Annotated in this window: 27 protein-coding genes and 1 pseudogene; all 28 read right to left on the bottom strand. The window is 41.2% G+C overall.

Translation table 11 applies throughout. The annotated features are described in order from the left end of the window. Positions 1–10: 10 nt before the first annotated feature. Positions 11–1,594 (bottom strand): flagellar basal-body MS-ring/collar protein FliF, encoded by a 1,584-nt coding sequence (fliF, locus tag LC040_05360; protein ID WLR52336.1) that lies wholly within the window; start codon positions 1,592–1,594, stop codon positions 11–13. 71 nt (positions 1,595–1,665) lie between these two features. After that, positions 1,666–1,962 carry a flagellar hook-basal body complex protein FliE gene (fliE, locus tag LC040_05355; protein WLR52335.1) on the bottom strand — a complete coding sequence of 99 codons (297 nt, stop codon included), beginning with the start codon at positions 1,960–1,962 and terminating at the stop codon, positions 1,666–1,668. Positions 1,963–1,983: 21 nt separating this feature from the next. After that, positions 1,984–2,436, bottom strand: a complete 453-nt coding sequence (gene flgC / locus LC040_05350; GenBank protein ID WLR52334.1) for a flagellar basal body rod protein FlgC — start codon at positions 2,434–2,436, stop codon at positions 1,984–1,986. Positions 2,437–2,438: 2 nt separating this feature from the next. Further along, a complete protein-coding gene (flgB, locus tag LC040_05345) occupies positions 2,439–2,822 on the bottom strand; it encodes a flagellar basal body rod protein FlgB (protein WLR52333.1) in 384 nt (127 codons plus the stop codon). Positions 2,823–3,258: 436 nt separating this feature from the next. Next, positions 3,259–4,038 carry a GTP-sensing pleiotropic transcriptional regulator CodY gene (gene codY, locus LC040_05340; protein WLR52332.1) on the bottom strand — a complete coding sequence of 260 codons (780 nt, stop codon included), beginning with the start codon at positions 4,036–4,038 and terminating at the stop codon, positions 3,259–3,261. A gap of 61 nt (positions 4,039–4,099) precedes the next feature. Continuing rightward, positions 4,100–5,497, bottom strand: a complete 1,398-nt coding sequence (gene hslU, locus LC040_05335) for an HslU--HslV peptidase ATPase subunit (protein WLR52331.1) — start codon at positions 5,495–5,497, stop codon at positions 4,100–4,102. Between the two features lie 15 nt (positions 5,498–5,512). After that, a complete protein-coding gene (hslV, locus tag LC040_05330) occupies positions 5,513–5,998 on the bottom strand; it encodes an HslU--HslV peptidase proteolytic subunit (GenBank protein WLR53199.1) in 486 nt (161 codons plus the stop codon). Between the two features lie 101 nt (positions 5,999–6,099). Beyond that, positions 6,100–7,002, bottom strand: coding sequence for a tyrosine recombinase XerC (xerC, locus tag LC040_05325; protein ID WLR52330.1), 903 nt, complete (start codon positions 7,000–7,002; stop codon positions 6,100–6,102). 64 nt (positions 7,003–7,066) lie between these two features. After that, a complete protein-coding gene (trmFO, locus tag LC040_05320) occupies positions 7,067–8,371 on the bottom strand; it encodes an FADH(2)-oxidizing methylenetetrahydrofolate--tRNA-(uracil(54)-C(5))-methyltransferase TrmFO (protein ID WLR52329.1) in 1,305 nt (434 codons plus the stop codon). A gap of 271 nt (positions 8,372–8,642) precedes the next feature. After that, complete coding sequence (topA, locus tag LC040_05315; GenBank protein ID WLR52328.1) at positions 8,643–10,721, bottom strand: type I DNA topoisomerase; 2,079 nt, start codon at positions 10,719–10,721, stop codon at positions 8,643–8,645. 137 nt (positions 10,722–10,858) lie between these two features. Then, positions 10,859–11,734 carry a DNA-processing protein DprA gene (dprA, locus tag LC040_05310; protein ID WLR52327.1) on the bottom strand — a complete coding sequence of 292 codons (876 nt, stop codon included), beginning with the start codon at positions 11,732–11,734 and terminating at the stop codon, positions 10,859–10,861. A gap of 79 nt (positions 11,735–11,813) precedes the next feature. After that, entirely contained in the window at positions 11,814–12,716 is a 903-nt protein-coding gene (gene sucD, locus LC040_05305) for a succinate--CoA ligase subunit alpha (GenBank protein ID WLR52326.1), read from the bottom strand. Between the two features lie 16 nt (positions 12,717–12,732). Further along, entirely contained in the window at positions 12,733–13,893 is a 1,161-nt protein-coding gene (sucC, locus tag LC040_05300; protein WLR52325.1) for an ADP-forming succinate--CoA ligase subunit beta, read from the bottom strand. 186 nt (positions 13,894–14,079) lie between these two features. After that, complete coding sequence (locus LC040_05295; protein WLR52324.1) at positions 14,080–14,364, bottom strand: FlhB-like flagellar biosynthesis protein; 285 nt, start codon at positions 14,362–14,364, stop codon at positions 14,080–14,082. Continuing rightward, on the bottom strand, positions 14,361–16,370 hold the full coding sequence (locus tag LC040_05290) for a hypothetical protein (protein WLR52323.1): 2,010 nt from the start codon (positions 16,368–16,370) through the stop codon (positions 14,361–14,363). Before LC040_05290 ends, LC040_05295 begins: the two co-directional genes overlap by 4 nt. Beyond that, a complete protein-coding gene (locus tag LC040_05285) occupies positions 16,354–16,515 on the bottom strand; it encodes a hypothetical protein (protein WLR52322.1) in 162 nt (53 codons plus the stop codon). Before LC040_05285 ends, LC040_05290 begins: the two co-directional genes overlap by 17 nt. 35 nt (positions 16,516–16,550) lie before the next feature. After that, complete coding sequence (locus LC040_05280) at positions 16,551–17,318, bottom strand: ribonuclease HII (protein ID WLR52321.1); 768 nt, start codon at positions 17,316–17,318, stop codon at positions 16,551–16,553. Between the two features lie 88 nt (positions 17,319–17,406). Next, positions 17,407–18,258, bottom strand: coding sequence for a ribosome biogenesis GTPase YlqF (gene ylqF, locus LC040_05275; GenBank protein ID WLR52320.1), 852 nt, complete (start codon positions 18,256–18,258; stop codon positions 17,407–17,409). Positions 18,259–18,292: 34 nt separating this feature from the next. Next, positions 18,293–18,841, bottom strand: coding sequence for a signal peptidase I (lepB, locus tag LC040_05270; GenBank protein ID WLR52319.1), 549 nt, complete (start codon positions 18,839–18,841; stop codon positions 18,293–18,295). Between the two features lie 146 nt (positions 18,842–18,987). Next, positions 18,988–19,332 carry a 50S ribosomal protein L19 gene (gene rplS / locus LC040_05265; GenBank protein WLR52318.1) on the bottom strand — a complete coding sequence of 115 codons (345 nt, stop codon included), beginning with the start codon at positions 19,330–19,332 and terminating at the stop codon, positions 18,988–18,990. A 139-nt stretch (positions 19,333–19,471) separates the two neighbouring features. After that, complete coding sequence (trmD, locus tag LC040_05260) at positions 19,472–20,206, bottom strand: tRNA (guanosine(37)-N1)-methyltransferase TrmD (GenBank protein ID WLR52317.1); 735 nt, start codon at positions 20,204–20,206, stop codon at positions 19,472–19,474. Positions 20,207–20,208: 2 nt separating this feature from the next. After that, on the bottom strand, positions 20,209–20,724 hold the full coding sequence (gene rimM, locus LC040_05255; GenBank protein ID WLR52316.1) for a ribosome maturation factor RimM: 516 nt from the start codon (positions 20,722–20,724) through the stop codon (positions 20,209–20,211). Next, complete coding sequence (locus LC040_05250) at positions 20,717–21,127, bottom strand: YlqD family protein (protein WLR52315.1); 411 nt, start codon at positions 21,125–21,127, stop codon at positions 20,717–20,719. Before LC040_05250 ends, rimM begins: the two co-directional genes overlap by 8 nt. Positions 21,128–21,589: 462 nt before the next feature. Further along, positions 21,590–21,826 carry a KH domain-containing protein gene (locus LC040_05245; GenBank protein WLR52314.1) on the bottom strand — a complete coding sequence of 79 codons (237 nt, stop codon included), beginning with the start codon at positions 21,824–21,826 and terminating at the stop codon, positions 21,590–21,592. A gap of 14 nt (positions 21,827–21,840) precedes the next feature. Continuing rightward, entirely contained in the window at positions 21,841–22,113 is a 273-nt protein-coding gene (gene rpsP / locus LC040_05240; GenBank protein WLR52313.1) for a 30S ribosomal protein S16, read from the bottom strand. A gap of 101 nt (positions 22,114–22,214) precedes the next feature. Then, positions 22,215–23,562: pseudogene (gene ffh, locus LC040_05235) on the bottom strand (signal recognition particle protein). A gap of 14 nt (positions 23,563–23,576) precedes the next feature. After that, positions 23,577–23,909, bottom strand: coding sequence for a putative DNA-binding protein (locus LC040_05230; GenBank protein ID WLR52312.1), 333 nt, complete (start codon positions 23,907–23,909; stop codon positions 23,577–23,579). A 418-nt stretch (positions 23,910–24,327) separates the two neighbouring features. Continuing rightward, positions 24,328–25,332 carry a signal recognition particle-docking protein FtsY gene (gene ftsY, locus LC040_05225; GenBank protein ID WLR52311.1) on the bottom strand — a complete coding sequence of 335 codons (1,005 nt, stop codon included), beginning with the start codon at positions 25,330–25,332 and terminating at the stop codon, positions 24,328–24,330. Positions 25,333–25,345 lie beyond the last annotated feature (13 nt).

Here is a 25,345-nt window from a genome sequence, read left to right as displayed (position 1 = left end):
TTTTTCACCCCTAATCATCCGCTAACCACGTACGTAGTAACTTTGCAAATTCTTCTGGCTTTTCTTGCGCTAAACGTTCAAGCTGTTTTCTTCGTGCTGATCCCTCAGTTTCTGGCTCTTCATTTAGATCAGGGACGTCAGCTGCAACAGCCAGCTCTTGTTCTTCTTCCACTTCTTCTGCTGCTTGTCTTCTTCTGCGAATAAAGAGAACGATTCCGATAATCAGCAATACGCCTAGAACGCCTGCAACAATATATACCCACGTTGGGATACCTGGCTGTGTTGGTTCAAATTCAACTTTGCCATTAAATTCTTGTACTGAAACGAACACCTTATTTTGCATTTCTTCTTCTGTCAATTGGTCAACAACATCTTTTGATACTGTTGTACGTACCATTGTCGTTAACAATTGTTGAATATCATCGATTCGTTCCTGAGGCAATGAATTCGGGTCATCAGGTGTTGGTGGTTCCACCATCACTTGAATACCTAAGTCCCGTATCTTGTACGGACTTTCCGTAATTTCCTTCTTTATTCTATTAAAATCATTATTAATGCGTTCCTCTGTGCGTTCATAATCTCCGTTACCCTGTCCATCTGCCTCTGCGAGATTCGGTATATCGCCTTGACCAGCACCAACTTCTCCGCCTGCTTGTGCATTCTGCCCGGTATAGGTTTCTGATATCCGTTCTACGCTTACGGCTAAAGACTCTAAATCTTCATTTACAGGAGCAACAAGGTTCTCTTCTCGATTTTCTTTTGTAAAATCAACATCTGTTGTTACAGAAACGACAACTTTATCGCGTCCCATAATTGTTCCGAGCATTTTCTGAACTTCACGTTGTAAATCTTTTTCGATGTCTTTTTTAATTTGTTGCTGCTGAGCGTAGGTTTCCCCTACTGAAGGGATACTATCTGAATTTTTTGGTTCAAAATACTCAAACATTTGATTCATAATGACGATATTTTCAGTAGGAAGATTCGGTACACTCTTTGAGACGAGATGATAAAGAGATTGAATTTGTTGGTCGGAAAATTTATAGCCTGGCTGTTGGTTAATGACAACTGAAGCTGAGGCAGTCTGTTCCTCAGGATCTATAAAGACACTTTCTTTCGGCTGGGTAATCATTACTTTCGCCTCTTCGATTCCTTCAATGCCTTTAATCAAATTCCCAAGCTCTGTTTGCATCGCTTCAGTTTCTAAGACACGAAATTCATTGTCCGTCATCCCAAAGCCTGCATTTTGCCCAAAAAAGGAATAATCAATATTTCCACTGTCCGGAATCCCTTCTGCTGCAAGCTCTACCATCAATGTATCCGCATCAGCTTCAGGCACATATATGGACGAACCATTATCCCTAATTTCAGATTGGACACCACGAGCATCTAGCTGTTCCTTAATCTGTCCTGTTTCTTGAGGGGTAAGGTTCGAATATAAAGGGATAAGATTTGGACTAGAGGCCATTATCGCCGCAATTACAATTAAAGCGATCACAGCCAGAGATGAACCGACTATGATTCCTTTTTGTGCTGTCGTTCTTCCCTTCCAATAATCTGTTATTTTATTTTTTATTTGAAGTAGCTTCTCATTCATATTTTCCCCCGGCTAAACTCATGGTCTATTCTCTTTCTTCAAGTACCATTAAATAATAAAATATATAATTTCTATACTTGCATTCTCATAATTTCACGATAAGCCTCAACAGCTTTATCACGAACTTCAATTGTTAACGTTCGTGTAACGCTTGCTTTTTGAGAAGCGATCATTACTTCATGCAAATCCTTAATCTCACCTTTTATAAACTTATCCGTTGTGACATCTGATTGAACAAGTGTTTCGTTCGCTTTTTCGAGCGCTTCTTTAAATGCTGTCGAAAATTGTGACTGTGCTTGTGCTGGTGTCACTTTTTTCGGTGCAGTATTCATAATGTTAGGTGTTGCTTGAAAACCAACCTTATTCATAATCTAAATCTCCCCCTATTGTTATTTCCCAATTTCAAGAGCTTTCATTAACATCGATTTTGATGCATTAAGAGCTGTTACGTTCGCCTCGTATGAACGCGTAGCACTCATTAAATCTACCATTTCCTGAAGTGGGTCTACATTCGGATAGGCGACATAACCGTCTTCATTTGCATCTGGATGTGAAGGATTATAGACAAGCTTAAGAGGAGAGTCATCCTCTTTTACATCACTTACTTTTACGCCGCGCCCTGCTGCTTCTGGGCTGTCCATTGCCTTTTGAAGATAGTTTGCAAACTTTCCTTCTTCAGGTTGAAACTCAACGACTTTTCGACGGTATGGCTGCCATTCACCATTTACAAAGTTTGCACGAGTTGTATCCGCATTCGCTAGGTTCGAGGAGATAACATCCATTCGGAACCGTTGAGCAGTTAGTGCAGAAGCTGAAATATTCATGTTATGAAAAACTGTCATGATTACTGCCCTCCTTTAATGGATTCTTTTAAACCCCTAAACTTCCCATTCATTCTGTCAACTAATGCATTATAATAAATTTGATTCGTTGCCATCTGTGCCATTTCTTTATCAATATCTACATTGTTACCGTTATGGTGATAAGAAGTATTCCGGTTTGTTTTCACGGTATATCCAGCACTACCTGTACTAAACTGATGATGACGGACATCAGTTCTCTTCGCTTGCAGCTGTCGATTAAGTTCCTCCCGAAAGGAAACTGTCTTTGCTTTATAGTTTGGTGTATCCGCATTCGCGATATTATTTGAAATCACACGTTGCTTAGTCGCAGAATAGGATAAAGAACTTTCTAATTTACTAATCATATTATTCGAAAATAAATTCATCAAAGATCCCCTCATACGTTTCATTTCTATCGAAAAACTATAAGTTGATAATACATGAATTGCTATCATTATTTTATTGTATACACATTACAATGTCTATGTCCTACTGGAAACTTACTTACAAAAAGGTAAAAAGCACTATAATTTAGAAGAAAACAATACTTATATATGACAAACTTTTCATAGTTTTCCCACTTAAACCATAACATAAAGGTTTTTATCAAGGCAATCATTGTAAAGAAAATTTCACTTACAAATGTCAGCTGCCAATAAAACCTTAACAAACCATAAATTCCATTTTATGTTTCCCTACACATTGTACTATAAAGCGTTAAAGTGCTGTACATATTTTTTAACAATTGATTGAATTTTAAAGTTTTTTGATCGTACAAAAAAACTGCTTAAACCTTCTCTTCAGGCTTAAGCAGTTTTTCAATTAATTTGTTTTCAATTTAGAAAGTTCATTTAAAAATTTATCATTAAGTACTTTAATATATGTGCCTTTCATACCAAGAGAGCGTGACTCAATGACACCAGCACTTTCAAGCTTACGAAGGGCATTTACGATTACAGAACGCGTAATACCGACTCTGTCTGCGATTTTACTCGCGACAAGAAGACCTTCGTTACCGTTTAGCTCTTCAAAAATATGCTCAATTGCTTCAAGCTCACTGTATGAAAGCGAGCTGATCGCCATTTGAACAACCGCTTTGCTGCGTGCTTCTTCTTCAATTTCTTCTGCTTTTTCTCGCAAAATTTCCATTCCTACAACTGTAGAACCATATTCAGCAAGCACTAGATCATCATCAGAGAATGCTTGTTCAACACGTGCTAAGATAAGTGTTCCAAGGCGCTCGCCTCCGCCATTGATCGGTACGATTGTCGTAAGACCTTTTTCAAAAAGTGTTTTTTCCTCTTCCGGAAATGCTGTATACTCACTATTAATATCAAGGTTTGCGCTCGTTTCAATGATATTAAATAAGTTTTGTGTATATGCTTCTGGGAATTGGCGGTCTGTTAACATTTTTTTCATTCGTTCATTTTCAATCTCTTGATTAATTGAAAAACCAAGTAACTTTCCACGGCGGCTCAGCACAAATATATTTGCTTGCATAACGTCGCAAAGCGTTTCCGCCATTTCTTTAAAGTTTACTGGTTTCCCAGCTGCTTTTTGTAGCATTGCGTTAATTCTTCTTGTTTTCTCTAGTAATTTCATTTATGTTCCTCCTACTGGCAAATAATTTTCTCTTGATGTTTATTTATTCTTGCAGATTATCTTACAAAATAAATTGACTTAAATCACGATTCTTCGCGATATCCCCTAGTTTATCTTCAACATATTGAGGCGTAATCGTCACAGTCTCCAGCGTGACATCCGGAGCCTCAAATGATAGTTCTTCTAGTAACCGTTCAAGAATAGTATGAAGACGGCGTGCACCGATATTATCCGTTTCTTGATTTACTTCATACGCGATCGAAGCAATCTTATGAATAGCTTCGTCAGAAAATTCAACATTTATTCCTTCTGTTTCCAACAAACTTTGGTACTGTTTTGTAATGGCATGGTCGGGCTCAACTAATATACGCACAAAATCTTCAACGGTCAGTTTCTCAAGCTCTACCCGAATCGGAAAGCGTCCTTGCAGTTCTGGAATTAAATCTGAAGGCTTAGCCATATGAAATGCGCCAGCTGCAATAAAGAGAATATGGTCTGTTTTAACAGGACCATATTTTGTCGTAACAGTTGAACCTTCCACAATTGGCAAAATGTCTCGTTGTACCCCTTCACGAGATACGTCCGCTGATTGTTGCTGATTCTTTCCAGCAACCTTGTCGATTTCATCAATAAAAATAATACCCGTTTGTTCAGCTTTTGAAACGGCTTCTTGAGAAACTTCGTCCATATCAATCAGCTTTTGTGCTTCTTCTTGCGTTAAAACTTTCCGCGCTTCTTTTACCGTTAGTTTTCTGCGTTTTTTCCGCTTAGGCATCAGGTTGCTTAATGCATCCTGCATGTTCATACCCATTTGCTCCATACCAGAGCCTTGCAGCATATCAAACATTGAATTTTGTTGCTGCTCTTCTACTTCTACATTTACAATGCGATCTTCTAACTCACCTAGTGCTAATTGATGAGCAATTCGCTTTCGCTGCTCTTGCACACTTTGTTCCTCAGAAGTCGACTCTTCTTCACTTTGTTCAGAGCCATTGCCAAAAAACATTTCAAACGGATTTTTATTTGGATTGCTTTTTCGTTTGCTTGGTGCTAGCAGCTTAACAAGACGTTTATTGGCATTTTCCTCAGCCTTGTCTTTCACACTGTTCATCTTTTCTTCTTTTACTAGGCGAACAGAGGTTTCAACAAGGTCTCGAATCATTGACTCCACATCACGACCGACATAGCCAACCTCTGTAAACTTTGTCGCTTCAACCTTTACAAATGGCGCATTCACTAGCTTTGCTAGACGACGAGCAATTTCAGTCTTCCCGACACCTGTAGGGCCAATCATTAAAATATTCTTCGGTACAATTTCCTCGCGTACCTCTTCTGGAAGTAGGCTGCGGCGATAACGATTACGCAGCGCTACTGCTACAGACCGCTTTGCATTATTTTGGCCAACGATAAATTGATCCAGCTTTCCGACAATTTCTCTAGGAGTTAATGATTGTTTCATTCGCTTCCCTCCGGATTATAGCTCTTCTACAATGATTTGGTCGTTCGTATAAACACATATTTCTCCAGCAGTTTCAAGGGCGGCTTTTGCCATTTCTTTTGCTGTTAGATGATCACCTGCATGCTTCTTCAACGCTCTGCCTGCTGCAAGTGCATAATTGCCGCCAGAACCAATTGCAAGGATGCCGTCATCTGGTTCAATGACTTCACCTGTACCAGAAACTAAAAGTATATCTTCTTGGTTCATGACAATCAGCATAGCTTCCAGCTTACGAAGCACTTTGTCAGTACGCCATTCTTTCGCAAGCTCAACTGCTGCACGCTTAAGGTTTCCATTATACTCCTCAAGGCGCCCTTCAAATTTTTCATAAAGGGTAAAAGCGTCTGCTACAGAACCAGCAAATCCTGCAAGTACCTTCCCTTGATAGAGTCTACGTACTTTACGGGCAGAATGTTTCATTACAACTGCATTTCCAAACGTGACTTGCCCATCTCCAGCCATTGCACACTGTCCATTATGTTGAATTGCGAAAATTGTTGTCGCATGAAAAGTCTGTTCCAACGTCGTACCTCCTTAGTAGGAAAACATTCCACTATTTCAAATTATGCACGTGGATGATGATTCATATAAATCTTTTTTAAATGTTCTTTTGTTACATGGGTATAGATTTGTGTTGTAGAAAGATGGGCATGGCCTAATAACTCTTGAACAGAGCGTAAGTCAGCACCTTCATTCAGCATATGGGTGGCAAAGGTATGGCGCAGCATATGCGGACTGATCTTCACGGTTAAGCTTGCTTTCTCAACAAGCTTATTTAATATATAACGAACCCCTTGCTCTGAAAGAGGCTTACCTCGTGAATTGACAAACACAAAGTTATGTGAGTCCTTGCTGCTTGAAATCAGCTGCTGCCTCCCGTTATCTATGTAATGCGTAAGGGCTTGCTCTGCAAAAGCACCGAAAGGCACATATCTTTCTTTTCGCCCTTTCCCTCTAACTAAAACAGTGCCGATGAAAAAGTCAAGGTCGCTTACTTTCAACCCACAGCATTCACTAATCCGAATTCCTGTCGCATATAACAATTCTAGAAGTGCTTTATCACGTTGACCTAAAGCAGTTGTCGTCTCACAACTGTCGAAAAGCTGCTCTAATTCCTTCATATATAGAAACTTCGGCAGCTCCTTTTGTTTTTTTGGTAGTGATGCGAATACAAAAGGATTTTCTTGCACCTTCTCTTCTCGCAGCAAAAAACGGTAAAGACTTCTTAATGCTGATATTTTTCTAGCAACCGTTTTTCTTGCATACTCTCTTTCATACAATTCAGTATAATATAAACGGACGGAGACATAGGAAACAGCAGCAAAACTCAGAAGTTCCTGCTGCTTCATAAAGCGAACAAAATCGTTCATGTCTATTTCATAATGCTCCAGCGTGTACGGCGAACAGTTTTTCTCAATTTGTAAGTATTCTAAGAACGAGCGGATTTGTTCATCAATGGTTTCCACTGTATTCACCTCTTTAAGGGCTACTAAATGGTATCACAAACTGCACACCGAACGCAATGGATTTTTAAATATTTTTGGCAAAATTCTGAATTGTTTCTAGCGCTCGCTTAGCGTATGCTTCATTACGTTCTTTTTTATTCCGAATTTTCTCTTCTAGTGAAGGGAATAAACCAAAGTTCGCGTTCATCGGCTGGAAGTTTTTCGAATTTGCTTCTGTAATATAACGCGCCATGCTTCCAATTGCCGTTTCTTTCGGAACTACAACTGCTTCTTGTCCTTGCGCAATTCTCGCTGCATTAATACCAGCAATCAAACCTGAGGCAGCTGATTCCACATAACCTTCTACACCTGTCATTTGACCAGCAAAGAATAAGTTTTCACGGTCTTTGTACTGATATGTTGGCTTCAACAAATTCGGTGAATTAATAAAAGTATTTCGGTGCATGACACCATAGCGGACAATTTCAGCATTTTCAAGTCCAGGGATTAACCGTACAACCTCTTTCTGCGGCCCCCACTTAAGGTGTGTTTGAAAACCTACTATATTATATAGGGTTCCTGCTCCATCATCTTGACGAAGCTGAACAACCGCGTATGGGCGCTTCCCTGTACGGGGGTCTTCAAGGCCAACAGGTTTCATCGGGCCAAACAGCATTGTTTTCTTACCTCGAGAAGCCATCACTTCAATTGGCATACACCCTTCAAAGAAAACCTCTTTCTCAAATTCCTTAAGCGGAACCGTTTCAGCTGAAATTAATGCTTCATAAAATCGGTCAAATTCATCTTCATTCATCGGACAATTGATATAGGCAGCTTCACCTTTATCATAACGAGACTTAAAATAAGCCTTCTCCATGTCGATGCTGTCTTTCTCAATAATCGGTGCTGCCGCATCATAGAAGTAAAGGTATTCACCTGTTAAGCGCTTTAAGTTCTCAGAAAGTGCTTCTGATGTAAGCGGCCCTGTTGCAATGACAGTAATCCCCTCAGGAATTTCTTGAATTTCCTCGTGATAAACCGTTACATTCGGGTGTTCTTTCACACGTTCTGTTACTCTCGCCGCAAATTCATGGCGGTCAACTGCAAGTGCTCCTCCAGCCGGAACCTGGCAATCATCCGCAGATGAGACAATGACAGAATCAAGATTCCGCATTTCTTCCTTTAATACACCTACTGCATTTGAAAGTGCATTCGCACGCAGTGAATTACTGCAAACTAGCTCAGCAAATTTATCAGTATGGTGTGCAGGTGTTTGGCGGACAGGACGCATTTCATACAAATTAACTTTCAAACCGCGCTTTGCAATTTGCCATGCCGCCTCACTTCCCGCAAGCCCGGCACCAATCACATTAACCGTGTGTTCACTCATCCTCTCTCCCCCTTCTCCTCTATCTAAAAGTGTTCCCTCATATCAAAAAGCAAGCTATCAGCTTGCTTTTCCATCATCATTTCATCTCTTGCATTGTAAATGAAGCTTTCTGCCGACATTCCCTTGGCCAAACAAAAAACTTGAACGGAGAGTATCGTACCAAAAAGTATACCAATGGGCAAGTAAAATGAGCGATTTTAAAGATGAATATTTTGTTAACTCCAATAAATGAAAAAGGGAACACGGTGTTTGTGACCGTACTCCCTCTGCACTACGTTTGTAATTCTTCTTTGTAATCACAACTGCTGCATTGAACTTGACTGCCTTTTTTCGTCTTTTTCTCAACAAGGTATTCATTACATTTCGGGCAATTTCTTGCAAGCGGCTTATCCCATGATAAGAAGTCACATTCCGGGTAGCGGTCACAGCCGTAGAAGATACGCTTCTTCTTACTTTTGCGCTCTACAATGTTTCCTTCTTCACACTTCGGACATTTCACGCCGATTTCTTTCACAATTGCTTTTGTATTTCGGCATTCAGGAAAGTTCGAGCAAGCCATGAATTTACCATAGCGGCCCATTTTATAAACCATTTCATGCCCGCATTTTTCACAATCTTCACCAGCAGGCTCATCTTTTATTTCAACTTCCTGCATTTCTTTATCCGCTACATCAACGCGCTTCTCAAAGTCTTGATAGAAGCTGTCGATAATTTTCACCCAATTTTCTTTGCCTTCTTCAATCTCGTCCAGGTCTCTTTCCATTTTCACTGTGAAATCAACGTCGATAATCTCAGGGAAGAATTCCACGACAAGCTCCAGGACAATTTCGCCTAATTCTGTCGGTAGGAAACGTTTGTTATCAAGCGTAACGTAATTACGGCGCTGAATTGTATCGAGTGTCGGTGCATAGGTTGAAGGCCGACCGATGCCGAGTTCTTCAAGCGTTTTCACAAGACGGGCTTCTGTATAACGCGGAGGAGGTTGAGTGAAATGCTGCTTCGGGTCGAGCTCTTTTGACGTTACACTCATTCCTTCTTCAAGATTTGGAAGCATCTTCTCTTCTTCCTTTTTGTTGTCATCGTTTCCTTCGATATACACTTTCATAAAGCCAGGAAACTTAATTTTCGAACCTGTCGCCCGGAAGAAAACGCCTTCGTTTACTAAATCAACTGTCATCGTATCCATCACAGCTGCGGTCATTTGACTTGCAACAAAACGTTCCCAAATCAACCGATATAATCGTAGTTGATCCCGCTTAAGGACGCCTTTCAATGTATCAGGTGTACGCAAAGTCGCTGTCGGACGAATCGCCTCATGGGCATCTTGCGCATTTGAATTTTTCTTGCCGCTTTGCTTACGTGTTTGTGCGTATTCTTTTCCGTATTTCTCTTCGATATACCCTTTCACTTCTTCTTGGGCTGTATTCGAAATACGTGTCGAGTCGGTACGCATGTACGTTATTAAACCGACTGTGCCATCTTTTCCACCAAGGTCGATCCCTTCGTAAAGCTGCTGTGCAAGCATCATCGTTTTCTTTGCTCGGAAGTTTAATTTACGAGCTGCTTCCTGTTGCAGAGAGGATGTAGTAAACGGTGGCGCAGGATTACGTTTTCGATCTTTTTTCTTAACTTTCTCAATGTCGAAGTCGTCGCCTTTAAGTTTATTTAATACCTTGTCCACATCTTCTTTTGTTTTAAGATCAAGCTTTTTCCCATCGATGCCGTAGAAGCTTGCTTCGAATTGGTCACCGTCTTTATCGAATAGCGATTTAATTGTCCAATATTCTTCTGGTTCGAATTGTTTGATTTCTTTTTCTCTGTCAATAATTAAGCGAAGTGCGACTGATTGAACACGCCCAGCACTTAAGCCCTTTTTGACTTTCTTCCATAGAATGGGGCTGATATTATAACCGACAAGTCTATCAAGAATTCTTCTTGCTTGCTGCGCATCAACAAGATTCATATTTATCGCACGTGGATGCTTAAAGGATTCCTTAATGGCATCCTTTGTAATTTCATTAAATACGACCCGGCAATCTGACTGGTCATCTATATTTAAGCTATGTGCTAAATGCCAAGCAATTGCTTCCCCTTCACGGTCGGGGTCGGCTGCGAGAAAGATCTTTTTTGCTTTTTTTGCAGCTGTTTTTAATTCTTTTAAGACAGGCCCTTTGCCCCGGATTGTAATATATTTTGGTTCATACTCATTTTCTACGTCCACTCCCATTTGACTCTTGGGCAAATCACGAACATGCCCCATGGAAGCTTTCACTTTGTACTTCTTTCCTAGATATCGTTCAATTGTTTTTGCTTTTGCTGGTGATTCAACGATAACGAGATAATCTGCCATAATCAAAAGTCCCCCCAAAGAGGTAAAGTAAAATCTTCACTATTATTAAATACTTTTTCACCATTTGTCAAACTACATTCTTATATTTTTTTGCTTTTAGGACGTATTTTGCATATTTTGAGCCGCCTATTATGTGATTATTCTGGTAATTCGGATAATATGTCTTCAGAATGGTGAACAAGCTTTGCCCCTTGTTGAATAAGATGATTTGTCCCTTCAGCATTCGGCTCTAAAATCGAACCAGGAACTGCAAATACTTCTCGTCCTTGTTCAAGTGCTTGGTCTGCTGTAATAAGTGAGCCGCTTCGTTTTTTCGCCTCGACAACAAGCAGCCCTCGTGACAAGCCACTAATAATTCGATTTCGAGCTGGAAAGTGCCAACGACGTGGTTGTGTGTATGGTGGATATTCTGACAGAAGGATATGCTCTTTGGCAAGTGTTTCTGCAAAAGAAAGATGTTTTTTCGGGTAAATATGAAAAAAACCTGACCCTAACACAGCCACTGTTTTTCCACCTAATTGATGTGTTAAATAATGGGCAGTTGTGTCGATTCCATATGCTAATCCACTCACAATGGAGTAGCCGTTTTCGATTAATGAAGGAAGTACTTTCTTGAGAGATTCGACACCATTCGAGGTTGGCTTTCGTGTTCCGACAACACTAAAAAGCTTCGAATTTGCAATAATAGTGCGATTTCCTTTCATATATAAAACCCAAGGTGTGTCATAAATTTGTTTTAACAGCGGCGGATAATCATCGTCGAAGATTGTAAGAATTTGAATGTCGTGTCTACTGTAGGTGGACATTAATTGATGAGGGTTCCCAGAATGGAAAGAAGATAGAAATGTGCGGGCTTGCGTAGGGTTCATGTGGAAGTGATGAATGAGGGTTGACTCTTGTAGATTTTCTATTTCCTTTAGCGTTGGATCATACTCCAAAAACCGGTGTAATGTGCGCCAATAAACGCCTTGACAGCTGTGCAAATAAATTAACCTTTCACGAATATTCAGCATGCTCACTCCTTAACAAATAATCTACTTTTTAAAATATAGTGAAGAAGACCTCCACAATTGGAGGCCTTCCTCTAAACACTTAGTGTGTTTTACACTTCTCGTAAATGCCTTTTTCTTTAATAACAGAGATTAACGTTTCACCGATTACCGCTGGTGTATCTGCAACTTTAATACCGCATTCGTTCATAACACGGATCTTTTCATCTGCAGTACCTTTACCACCAGAGATGATCGCACCAGCATGACCCATACGCTTTCCTGGAGGAGCTGTTTGTCCACCGATGAAGCCTACAACTGGTTTTGTCATGTTTGCTTTGATCCACTCAGCAGCTTCTTCTTCTGCTGTACCGCCGATCTCACCAATCATGATAACTGCATACGTATCATCGTCTTCGTTAAACGCTTTAAGAGAGTCGATGAAGTTTGTACCATTAACAGGGTCGCCACCGATACCAACAGCCGTAGACTGACCGATACCTGCTTCTGATAATTGATGTACAGCTTCATATGTAAGCGTTCCAGAACGTGAAACAACGCCAACATGACCTTTCTTATGAATGTAACCAGGCATGATACCAATCTTACATTCTTCAGGCGTAATAACACCTGGGCAGTTCGGTCCGACAAGACGTGTTTTCTTGCCTTCCATGAAACGCTTAACTTTAATCATATCATTTACTGGAATACCTTCTGTGATACAAATTGCAAGATCCATTTCAGCGTCAACCGCTTCCATGATCGCATCTGCTGCGAATGCAGGCGGAACATAGATTACAGAAGCATTAGCACCTGTTTTTTCGACAGCTTCAGACACTGTGTCGAATACTGGTACTCCTTCTACTTCTTCTCCACCTTTACCTGGCGTTACGCCTCCAACAATTTTCGTGCCATACTCAAGCATTTGTTGTGTATGGAAACGCGCTGTAGAACCTGTGATTCCTTGCACGATAACTTTAGTATCTTTATTAATGAACACGCTCATTAGCTAACCCGCCTTTCTATTTTACTAGAGATACGATTTTTTCTGCACCGTCTGCCATAGATTCTGCTGCAGTGATATTCAAACCTGATTTGTTAAGGATTTCCTTACCTTTTTCGACGTTGGTACCTTCTAGACGTACAACAAGTGGAAGCTCTAGGCCAACTTGTTTTGTCGCTTCAACGACACCTTCTGCGATAACGTCACACTTCATGATACCGCCGAAAATGTTTACGAAAATTCCTTTTACGTTTTCATCAGAAAGGATGATTTTGAACGCTTCAGTAACTTTCTCAGCAGTCGCACCGCCCCCTACGTCAAGGAAGTTAGCCGGATCGCCGCCGTAGTGCTTGATAATATCCATTGTTGCCATCGCAAGACCTGCACCGTTAACCATGCAGCCGATGTTACCATCAAGTGCGATATAGCTTAAGTCATATTTAGATGCTTCAATTTCTTTTGTATCTTCTTCGTCAAGATCACGATATTCTAGAATGTCTTTTTGACGATAAAGCGCATTTGAATCAAAGTTTAGCTTTGCATCAAGCGCCATTACTTTGCCATCACCTGTTGTAACAAGCGGGTTGATTTCAGCAATTGAGCAATCTTTCTCTTCAAATGCTTTGTATAGTCCAAGCATGAACTTAACAGCTTGACCCACTAGTTTTTGTGGAATGTTGATATTGAACGCTAGACGGCGAGCTTGATAACCTTGCAAGCCAACTGCTGGATCAATATACTCTTTAAAGATTTTTTCAGGTGTTTTTTCTGCTACTTCTTCAATTTCAGTACCGCCTTCTTCAGATGCCATCATAACGATCTGAGAAGTTGCGCGATCTAATACAAGACCAACATAGTACTCGCTTTGAATGTCGCAGCCCTCTTCAATTAGTAAACGTTTTACTTCTTTACCTTCTGGACCAGTTTGGTGTGTAACAAGCGTCTTGCCAAGAATTTCATCTGCATACGCTTTCACGTCATCCAGGTTTTTCGCGACTTTAACTCCCCCAGCTTTACCGCGTCCACCTGCATGGATTTGTGCTTTGACAACTGTTACTTCCGTGCCAAGTTCTTTCGCGGCTTCTACCGCTTCATCCACAGAAAATGCAACTTTACCATTCGGTACTGCTACCCCATATTTTCTGAGGATTTCTTTTCCTTGATACTCATGGATATTCATTCTCCATCCTCCTATCGTATGTATATGCCATGCACTTACTTTATTCATTGTAAGAAATAAGTTGCACGATGTCTAGATTTCTGTGAAAATCCAAGAAATCCTTTAACAAAATTATAAATATATCGAAAATTGTTGTAAATGTTTTAAAAATGAAAAAACCGCCATACATCAAGGGTGCAAGGCGGTTTAGCTTTTCATTTTTGTCCGTTGATCTAGCCGATAAACAAATGCAAAAATTTCAGCGACTGCTTGGTAAAGTTCCTCTGGAATTGACTCATTGATGTCTAATTTACCGAGAATTTCTACCATTGATGGATCTTCTTGGATCGGAATGTTGTGTTTATTTGCAAGTTGAATAATATTTTCAGCCGTGTCACCTTTTCCTTTTGCTACCATTTTTGGTGCTTGGTCTTTGTCTTCATTATACGAGAGGGCAACTGCTTGCTTCCGCTTTTCATATTGCTCCTTCATACTCTAAAATCCACTCCTGTATAAGACTGGTTTTGAAACTGTCGACTCTGCTGCTGAAGTGATGCAGCTGAATCAGTCTTTTGCTGTTCCATTGCGGATGGTTCCGTAATTTTCAGGCTTGATAGATTGTAGTTATGTTTTTCAAGGTTTTCTTTCAGCAAAGGCTGCATCGCTTTTGCCATTTGCCCAAGCTCGGGTGTGTCATTGTACACATGAATATTCATGATTCGATTTTGTATATTTACATCAATGACCGTTTCTTTCAATGACTCCAGATCTAAATAAAACAAGACACGACAGTAATTCGGGTCGATTTGTCCATTTTGTTGTTTCTTCCCGCTCCATTGAATATTTAAATCAGTCATATGATTTCCTAACGTAAGGGGGATATGCATCATTAACTGCTGCATCGGTCCATTTTGTTCAGAAGCGACGAGCTGTTGTCCTGTAATACGCTGCAATAAATGTTCCACACGTTCCTGCATTTGTGGTGAAAGATTTTCTTGTGCCATTCTCATAAGTAACGATTTAATATTGTTCATCTGGTCTTGTGATGACAGATTCTCACCTTGACGCACAAGCATGTTTTCATGATTGAAGCCAAATAAATTTAAAATTTGTTTAAATGCTTTTGCCGTATCATTGCCTGTATCAAACGATTGAGCCATTTGTCCGCTGACTTGCTGTCGCATCGACTGCAGCACCTCTAGTTCTTTGTTGCTTAATAGAAAGGTTGATAAGAGCGGCTGCTGTTTATCCGTATTCAATGCTTTCATCATCGTGCCAATCAATAAATTGATCGCACGCTCCTGGGATGCTTGCGGTACATTTGTTTCGATTGCGTGTATCATTTGCTGGATAAAAGCTTGCGGTGTCGAGGTGCTTTTCAGATCAGGGTTGCCAAGTGCATGCTTAAGGGCTGGGTTTTCATTTAGTGAGCGCCCAAGCTGCTGTTGAAGGAGGTTAAGAGCCTCCTGCCGCGACATATTTTGTGGTAAAATCCCGCTTCGTTGCAGCAATTGATGTGCTGGGCTATTAGGTGCTGTGCTTGTGCTCCATGTTTTTATCAGCTCTAGTGCTCGTGTTTCTTTCGTTGGCTTTATGCTTAATTGCTGCAGTAGATTGGCTTCATCATTTTGTAACGGCTTTTGTGTTAGTTCGCTCATAAGACGTGACAACTGGTCGCTGCCTGTCGTTCCTTTTGGAAAAAGAACTTGCAACAATTGCTCGACAGCTTGTTGTTTGACAGTTGCGTTTGACTGCTGAACCGTGTTGATTAACTCAGTAAGCACAGCTTTTACATTAGGCTGATTGGCTAAGGCAACAGACGGCTTCACAACCTTTTGCAGTGCTTGGACAAGCTGCTGCGGGAACGGCTCTGTTCCTTTACCTAAAGAGGCACCCATTTTTGTTAAAAGTGATTGAACCGCTTGAGTCTCTTGCTCTGTTCCACTCCCTAGAAGTTTGACTAATTGCAGGAGGACGTCATTACCGTCTACTTTTCCACTACCCTGGCCAAGCACTTGTGTTAATTGTTGCTGCAGGCTTTGGACGGTTTTATGATTGCTTCCGAGTTGATTTAATTGCTGCATGAACGCTTTTACTTCCTCTGAGAAAGACTGTTTGCTTGATAGTGCTTGTATGCTGTCAAATACACCCTTTGTAAACGGAAGATTTTTTTCAAGCATCGTTTGAATCGAAGCAAGTGCCTTTTGCGTATCGGCAGCTCCTTTTAACCACTCACTTGATAGTTGGAGGTTTTCTTTCGTAAACGGCAGACCTTCTTTTAAGAAATGTTGAACCAGCGCTGTATTTTGCTTTGAAGCAGGAAGGTTGAATTGCTTTAATAGCGCCTGAGCAGCTTGGTCGCCTTTCACTGCACCCCCTCGTTGGGAAATCGGCTCATCAAACACTTTTAACTCTAGCATTTTGTCATTTGGCTGCACTTGAAACCAATAGCGGCGGTCCGCTTCTAAGGCAGCTTCGAGCTTAGCATGTACCTTCATCGCACCAATTTGCACGAGAGCATTTTGATTCGGATAGAATTTGACAATTTTCCCCTTGTACAACTTGCCCAGCTTTAAATGAACGTGTGCTATTTTGTTGGGGCTGTTCAGCTTTCATTAATGATTGCAGAATATTAACATTCATCGTTTTCGTTCCCCTTTTGCGCTAAAACTAGCGGCTTACTGACAATATTTTCGAACAGGTGAAAAGGAGCGGCGGTGCTCTCTTGTGATGCCGTATCGTTCTAATGCTTCTAAATGCGCCTTCGTTCCATAACCCATATGACGGTCAAAATGATAGTCAGGGTACTCCTCTGCTAGCTTTTTCATATAGCGGTCTCGCGTCACTTTCGCAACAATTGAGGCGGCCGCAATCGACACACTGTTTGCGTCTCCTTTAATAATCGAACGCTGCGGGATCGGAAGCGGGATTTCCATCGCATCTACAAGCAGGTAATGAGGCTCTTTCTGAAGTGATACGACTGCTTGCTTCATCGCAAGTTTGGCAGCTTGATAGATATTCAGCTCATCAATTTGTTCCGCACTAACAGTCTCGACGCTGACCGCAACGGCTTTTTCTAAAATTTCCTCATAGAGTGCTTCACGTTTTGACTCACTGAGAGCCTTTGAATCATTCAAACCCGCTATATAGGTATCTTCCCCTAAAATAACGGCTGCGGCTGTTACAGGACCAGCTAACGGGCCTCTACCGACCTCATCAATGCCTGCAATCAAACGGTGGCCAAGATTTCGGCATTCCACTTCATGCTTTAGCATTTGCTCATACTGGGCTCTTAGCCGTTGTGCCTCTTCATCATGCTTCGCCTTTCGTGCGAGCAGACGCTGGACACCCTTTCGTTTATCGAGTTGAAATGTCTCAAGCTCTTCGGCCGTTACTCCCTCGTTAAAAAGCTTTTGCTCAATTTCTTTTATCGTTAATGGTTTCACTGTTGCTCATTCCTTTTATGTAGTATTAATATCGGTTAACAGGATCAAAATTAAAGGCACGCAACCTTACATCGCGTGCCTTTCGTGTTTATTCATATGGTTGTTCGAAGCTTAAGTTTCCAATTTTGCAAGAGCGGATATCACGCAATATAATCTCAGCCGTTTTATCGTAATCGACGATGCCACCGCTCATTAAGCAGCCTCGCTTCTTCCCAATTTCATCAAATAACAAGACGATATCCTCAGGAATTTCATCTAGTGAAAAACGGTCTTTTAGTTTTTCAGGATAATGTGTAGAAAGATAGCGAAGAGCATAAACCGCAATTTCTTGGAAATCAAGCAGTTCATCTTTAATAGCACCTGTTACTGCTAAACGCTGCCCAACTTCTTGGTCTTCAAATTTCGGCCAAAGAATCCCTGGCGTGTCGAGCAGCTCAAGTGACTTTCCAACTTTAATCCATTGCTGCGCTTTCGTAACGCCCGGCTTATCACCTGTTTTCGCAATGTTTTTACTTGCTAAACGATTAATCAACGTCGATTTTCCGACATTTGGAATACCAAGAATAAGCGCGCGAATCGCACGAGGGTTTTTGATTCCTTTTGCTTTCAATCGTTCATGCTTTTCCTTCATCATTTCTTGACAAGCATCAATAATGTGCTGCTTGCCTTTATCCTTTAAAGCATTGACCGGCAATGCATGAATACCTTGTTCACGATAATAATCGACCCATTGTGAGGTGATTTTTTCATCGGCCATGTCTGCCTTATTTAATAGGAGAAGACGTGGTTTTTGCCCGACCATTTCATCTACCATCGGGTTACGAGAAGACTGCGGGATACGTGCATCTGTCAGCTCAATTACAAGGTCAATAAGCTTAAGCTTTTCCTGTACTTGTCTTCTAGCCTTCGCCATATGACCAGGAAACCATTGGATTGTCATCAATACTCACCTGCCATTGTTTGCAGTATGCAATTTAGTTCATGAAGCGAATTTCTTTTAACGGCCAATATACGATCTGTGCTTCACCAATAATTCGGTCCATCGAAATCGTGCCGATCATCCGGCTGTCCTTGCTGAACCGGCGATTATCCCCTAGTACAAATAATTCACCTTCAGGAACCGTTTTATGTCCTGTTAACTCTTCTAATGTAAAATCATACGTTAAGTTTCCGTCAACTTGTTTCTTTATCTCATCTAAATATGGTTCTTCAACAGGCTTGTCGTTTATGTATAAGACATCGTCTTTATATTCGACTTTATCACCAGGCAGCCCGATAACACGTTTAATATAGTCTTTCTCTTCAGTCGCTTCAAAGACGACAATATCAAAGCGTTCTGGCTCACCGATGTTATAGTTGAGCTTATTGACGATCATTCTGTCATGATTTTCTAATGTCGGCATCATTGATTCTCCATCAACAACGATTGGCGCAAATAAAAAATAACGAATAATAGCTGCTAATGCGACTGCAATTACTAAAGCCTTTACCCATTCCCATGTTTCACTTTTTGTTCGGGACATGCATAATCCTCCAAAATTAAAGGTTTGCTTGCTGCCTTGTACATAGATTCAATTCCTTAAACATTATAGCATGTTAACGAAGTCGTTCTCTATTTTTTTGATTTGAAAAAGGAGCTTGTATGGATTTACAAGCTCCTTTTTGAACATTATCGGATTTCTTTGATACGTGCAGCTTTACCACGTAGGTTACGTAGGTAGTAAAGTTTCGCGCGACGTACTTTACCGCGACGGATAACTTCAAGCTTCGCAACTTTCGGTGAGTGCACTGGGAATGTACGCTCTACGCCTACACCATAAGAAACTTTACGTACTGTAAAAGTTTCGCTAATGCCGCCACCACGACGCTTAATTACAACGCCTTCGAAAACCTGAATACGTTCGCGAGTACCCTCAACGATATTTACGTGAACACGTACTGTATCACCTGGGCGGAACGCAGGTAAATCAGACTTTAATTGGTCTTTTGTAATTTCTTCCATTAATTTTTGCATCGTTTTCAACTCCTTCCAACAAATGTTCTTGTCAATGCTTTTTCGATCATTGCAGCGGAACATCGTTTTCATTGCTCAAGTGCGTTTCACTTAAGCACAAGCCTAATCATAGCATATCTAGAAAAGTCATGCAAGACGTTTACTGCTGTTTTTTCAATCGTTCAACGTATAAACGATCAGCTTCGGTAAGTTCTGCCTCCTGCAATAGATCAGGCCTGCGATTAAAGGTTCTTTTCAAGGATTGCTGGCGTCGCCACTCATTAATCTTTGCATGATTGCCTGACATTAAAACTTGCGGGACAGTCATCCCACGAAAGTCTGCAGGGCGCGTATATTGAGGGTGTTCTAACAACCCTGAACTATATGAATCATCTTGATGTGAGACTTCGTTTCCTAGTACATCAGGCAACAGGCGCACGACGCTATCAATAATAACCATTGACGCAAGTTCACCGCCTGTTAGCACGTAATCACCAATTGAAATTTCATCTGTTACAAGGTGCTCCCGAATTCGTTCATCATAGCCTTCATAATGACCGCAAATAAAGATAAGGTGCTCTTCCTTAGCTAGTTCTTCTGCTTTCTTCTGGGTATAACGCTCACCTTGTGGACACATAAGCACAACACGAGGTTTTGCTTCTGCACCTTTCGTTAAGTCTTCTACAGCATCAAACATCGGCTGAGGAGTCAGCACCATCCCTGCTCCCCCACCATACGGGTAATCATCCACTTTTTGATGCTTGTTAGTCGTGTAATCTCGAAAGTTCACTGTCCGATATGTGACAGCGCCTTTTTCCTGCGCTTTATGTAAAATCGACTGTCCAAACACGCCGCTAAACATGTCAGGAAATAACGTTAATACATCGATTTTCATTGTTATTCAAGCCCTTCCATCAAATGCACCGTCACAAGCTGCTTGTCGATGTCAACATTTTTCACGACATCTTCAATGTATGGAAGCAATAAGTCTTTTTGGCTTTTTCTTTTGACTACCCATACATCATTTGCGCCTGGAGAAATAATTTCTTTAATGGTGCCGATTTCTTCACCTTCCTCAGTCACAACAGTACAGCCGATAATTTCATGATAGTAGAACTCGTTCTCATCCAGCTCTTTTAGCTCTTCTTTTGATACTTTTAAAACGCCGCCTTTAAACCCTTCTACATCATTTACATTTTCGTAGCCTTCAAACTTTAATAAATCAAAGTTTTTATGCCGACGATGAGAGGAGACCGTTAATGGGAGACGTTCTTTCAATTCTGGATGTTCTAATGATAGTGTGTTTCCAACTTGGTAACGCTCTTGTGGGAAATCTGTCGTAGAGATAACGCGAATTTCCCCTCTAATTCCATGTGTGTTAACGATTTTACCAACTTTTAACCAATCAGTCATTCTTCTGCCCTCCTGCCTGCCGAATTTCATGAACAATGCCGTCCTTGATGACAATCACTTCATCATTCATTAACTGCTGCCAATCAGCTCCGACCTCTACGTCTACTAATGTTTGCACATCTCTTTCTTTTAGTTCACTTCCAAGAGGTAATGTTTGTAGTTGTTCGATTTGAAAGCTTAATTCTTTGACTTTCTCTTCACGCCTTTTGATTTCGTTTGCAAACTTTTCATTGACAGCCGCTCGCTTATCACGATGCTGTCTTAACAATTTCTTCTCCTCAAAGCGAAGCTGCTCACAAACTCTGCGATGCTCTTCGCACTGCTTTTGAAATTGATGAAGAAGTTGTTTTTTCGTCTTTTCCGTTAAAATTTGTTTAACCGAAACGGATTTGATTATTTGCATAATACACCCCGTTATCATAAGGAGTTTAAGTAGATGTCCGAATCATTGGAGCAGTTCAGCTTTGAAACATTTATTTATGTGGATGAACACTAGCATTCTGTCTGGAGCTCCACTCTTCTTCCACTCCCGCGAATTTGCTTCCTGATAACTTAATGAAAGCGGTGTGAGCGAAACATCCTCTTATCCTTGAGCTAACGCTTGTTTCATATGAAGCTGTTAATCGATAGAGCACTAGCCTTTTTGCGTGGAGCTCCGCCCTTTTTCCACTCCCGCGAATTTGCTCCCTTACAACTTAATGAAAGTGGTGTGAGCGAAACATCCTCTTATCCTTGAGCTACGCTTATTTCATATGAAGCTGTTAATCGATAGAGCAACAACCCCAGGGGTGGAGCTCCGCCCTTTTTCCAAAAGAAATAAAAAGGGAGAGGTTACCCCTCCCCCTTTCTTTCTTTTTTCCGCTACTTAGCTTTTGTCCACGATTTCAACGTGAACGCGTTTTTGCTCTGCCGATGCAGCGGCGTAGACAACAGTACGAATTGCTTTGGCAACTCGTCCTTGTTTGCCGATTACTTTGCCCATATCTTCTTTGTGCACGGAGAGGTGGAAAGTGGTGCTCCCACTTTTCTCTTCTTCCGTGACAACAACTTCATCTGGATAATCGACCAACGATTGTACGATTGTCTCAATCAGCTCTTTCATAGAGTCTCCACGTATTACTTGCTATTCTTTGCGTTGTGGAATTTCTCCATGATGCCTTCGTTTGAGAAAAGGTTGCGTACTGTGTCAGAAGGTTTCGCACCATCTTTAAGCCATTTAAGAGCCGCTTCTTCATCAATATTCACAACTGCTGGTTGTTTAAGCGGATTATATGTTCCGATTTCCTCGATGAAACGTCCGTCACGAGGAGAACGAGAATCAGCTACTACTACACGATAGAAAGGAGCTTTGTTAGCACCCATACGTTTTAAACGAATTTTTACTGCCATTGTTACATACACCTCCGAATAATTTTCACACAAGTCTAGATATTAGCAGATCGATTCATAGTTTGTAAAGTAAAAATCTTTAACACACGATAAAAAGTGCGTTACATAAACGGAAATTTCATTCCGCCTTTTTTCTTTTTACCTTTTTGCATATTCGTCATCTGCTTCATCATTTTCTTCATTTCTTCAAATTGTTTCAAAAGGCGGTTCACTTCCTGAACGGATGTGCCCGAACCTTTTGCAATCCGCTTTTTGCGGCCTGCATTCATGATTTCCGGATGCTGCTTTTCTTCCTTCGTCATTGACTGAATAATCGCTTCGACATAGGTTAACTGCTTTTCGTCCACTTGGGCGTTTTGCAGTCCCTTCATCTTATTTGCACCGGGAATCATGTTAATCAGCTCATCAAGTGGTCCCATGTTACGCACTTGTTCAAGCTGCTCAAGAAAGTCATCAAACGTAAATGACATCGAGCGCATCTTTTGCTCAAGCTCTTTCGCTTTTTCTTCATCAACATTGGACTGTGCCTTCTCAATAAGAGTCATCACATCACCCATGCCGAGAATACGCGATGCCATCCGCTCTGGATGAAAATCTTCAAGCTGGTCGAGCTTTTCGCCCATACCGACGAACTTAATTGGGGTTCCCGTAACAGAACGTACAGACAATGCTGCACCACCGCGCGTATCCCCATCAAGCTTCGTTAAAACAACGCCTGACAATTCAAGCTGCTCATTGAAACTCTCAGCTACATTGACAGCGTCTTGACCAGTCATTGCATCGACAACAAGGAAAATTTCATCAGGCGATGTCACTTCCTTGATTTCTTGTAGTTCATTCATCAGCTTTTCATCAACATGTAAACGACCTGCTGTATCGATGATGACATAGTCGTGATGGTCTTCCTTCGCCTTCTCAATTGCTTGCTTTGCAATTTCGACAGGGCTTACCTTGTCACCTAACGAAAACACCGGTAAACTAAGCTGCTTCCCAAGTGTTTCGAGCTGATTAATCGCCGCAGGACGATAGACGTCTGCTGCCACTAGCATAGGCTTACGGTTATGCTTTTTGCGAAGGAGGTTTGCAAGCTTTCCGGTAGTCGTCGTTTTACCTGCACCTTGCAGACCAACCATCATAATCACTGTCGGCGGACGGTTGCTGACAGCGATCTTACTTTGTTCGCCGCCCATCAAAGCTGCTAATTCTTCATGCACGACTTTAATAACCTGTTGACCCGGTGTCAAGCTCTGCATGACTTCCTGGGCCGACGGCACGTTCTTTGACGCGTTTAATAAAGTCTTTTACAACTTTAAAGTTAACGTCAGCTTCTAATAGGGCTAGACGGACTTCACGCATCATTTGCTTTACGTCATCTTCGGTTACTTTACCTTTACCACGAATCTTCTGAATCGTATTTTGCAGTCGGTCGGCTAAACCTTCGAATGCCATTTATGCCGCCCTCCCTAATCTAAATTCTCAAGCGCTTCAATCTCTGTCAAAAGCGCCTTTATTGAAACAGGCTCTTTTTTTGCCAACTCTTTTAGATTGGCGACAATTGTTTGGCGCTCCTGGAATCTTTTAAATAAAAGCAATTTCTCTTCATACTGTTCGAGCATTGCTTCCGTCCGTTTTATGTTATCATAAACCGCTTGACGACTCACTTCGAATTCTTCAGCAATTTCACCCAAAGAGAAATCATCCAAATAATACAGCGACATATAGTTACGCTGCTTCTCTGTTAACAGCGATTGATAAAAATCGAACAAGTAATTTATACGTTCTGTTTTCTCAAGCATCGCTGCATCCTCCCTTTGTTAAGTGAAATGCCTTTACAATGAACAATAATACAAATTCCTAAAGCATATGTCAAGTTTTTTTCTTTACCTTCTACCTGAAAACAAATTTTCCAGCCTTTATTTGATGAAAAGAGGTCTGGTATAAAAGAATTTCACCTAATGAAAACCCGAACATTTCATTGACCGGGTTATCATATATAGCAACAAATGTAGTACCGCTCCGTCAACATACTTCGCTTTCCGCGGGCACGGCCTCAGTCTCCTCAGAAAGCAAAGACCGCTTTCCTGCGGGGCCTTCGGACTCGTGCTGTTCCCACAGGAGTCTACGTATGTTGACTACGCTACAGCTTATCCATTTTATGTTTCCTTGTTCATCTTTTCTGTAACAAATTCTGGCCCAGCCGCTTTTTCGTCTTGTTTATTCTTCTTCCTCGTCACGATCCTGTTCATCCATAATATTAGAGAACAGGCCGTATACGAAGCGCTCTGGGTCAAATTCGTGTAGGTCTTCGACACCTTCGCCAAGGCCGACAAACTTAATTGGGGTTTGCATTTCATGGCGAATTGCAAGCACGATGCCACCTTTTGCTGTACCGTCAAGCTTTGTAAGCACGATGCCTGATACATCTGTTGCTTCCTTGAATTGCTTCGCTTGGTTCATCGCATTTTGCCCAGTTGTTGCATCAAGAACAAGCAAAACCTCATGTGGAGCATTTGGAATTTCACGTGAAATGACGCGTTTTACTTTTTCAAGTTCTTTCATTAAGTTTACTTTATTTTGCAAGCGTCCAGCTGTATCGCATAGAAGAACATCTGCTTTGCGGGATTGAGCAGCTTTGACAGCATCAAACACAACAGCAGCTGGGTCTGAGCCTTCACTATGCTTGATTACATCTACACCAACACGCTCGCCCCATACGCCAAGCTGGTCAATCGCACCTGCACGGAATGTATCACCAGCTGCAAGCAGGACAGATTTGCCTTCCTGCTTAAGCTTATGTGCCATTTTTCCGATTGTTGTTGTCTTCCCAACACCATTAACGCCGACAATCAGGACGACTGTTAAGTCATTTTCTTGGATATTTAAGTCGCGCTCTTCCTCTTCATCGACATGAAACATTTCAACGAGCTTTTCAGAAATAACTTCTTGTACTTCACGCGGGTCTTGAATATTACGGAGCTTCACTTCATCCTTTAACACATCAATAAGCTCCATTACGGTATTAACACCGACATCTGCCCCAATTAAAATTTCTTCAAGCTCTTCGAAAAACTCCTCATCGACTTTACGGTAGCGTGAGACAAGTTCGTTTACTTTGCCTGAAAACGTATCACGCGTCTTCGTTAATCCATCCTTAAATTTCTCTGTTACATCATCAGTCTTTTGTGTAATTTTGTTTTTTAATTTCTTAAAAAAGTTCATGTTCACCTATCCT

Source organism: Bacillus tianshenii, assembly GCA_020524525.2.
GTDB lineage: Bacteria > Bacillota > Bacilli > Bacillales > Bacillaceae_N > Bacillus_AV.
Note: the sequence above shows the minus strand (reverse complement) of the source record. Positions and strands in the feature narration are given on the sequence as shown.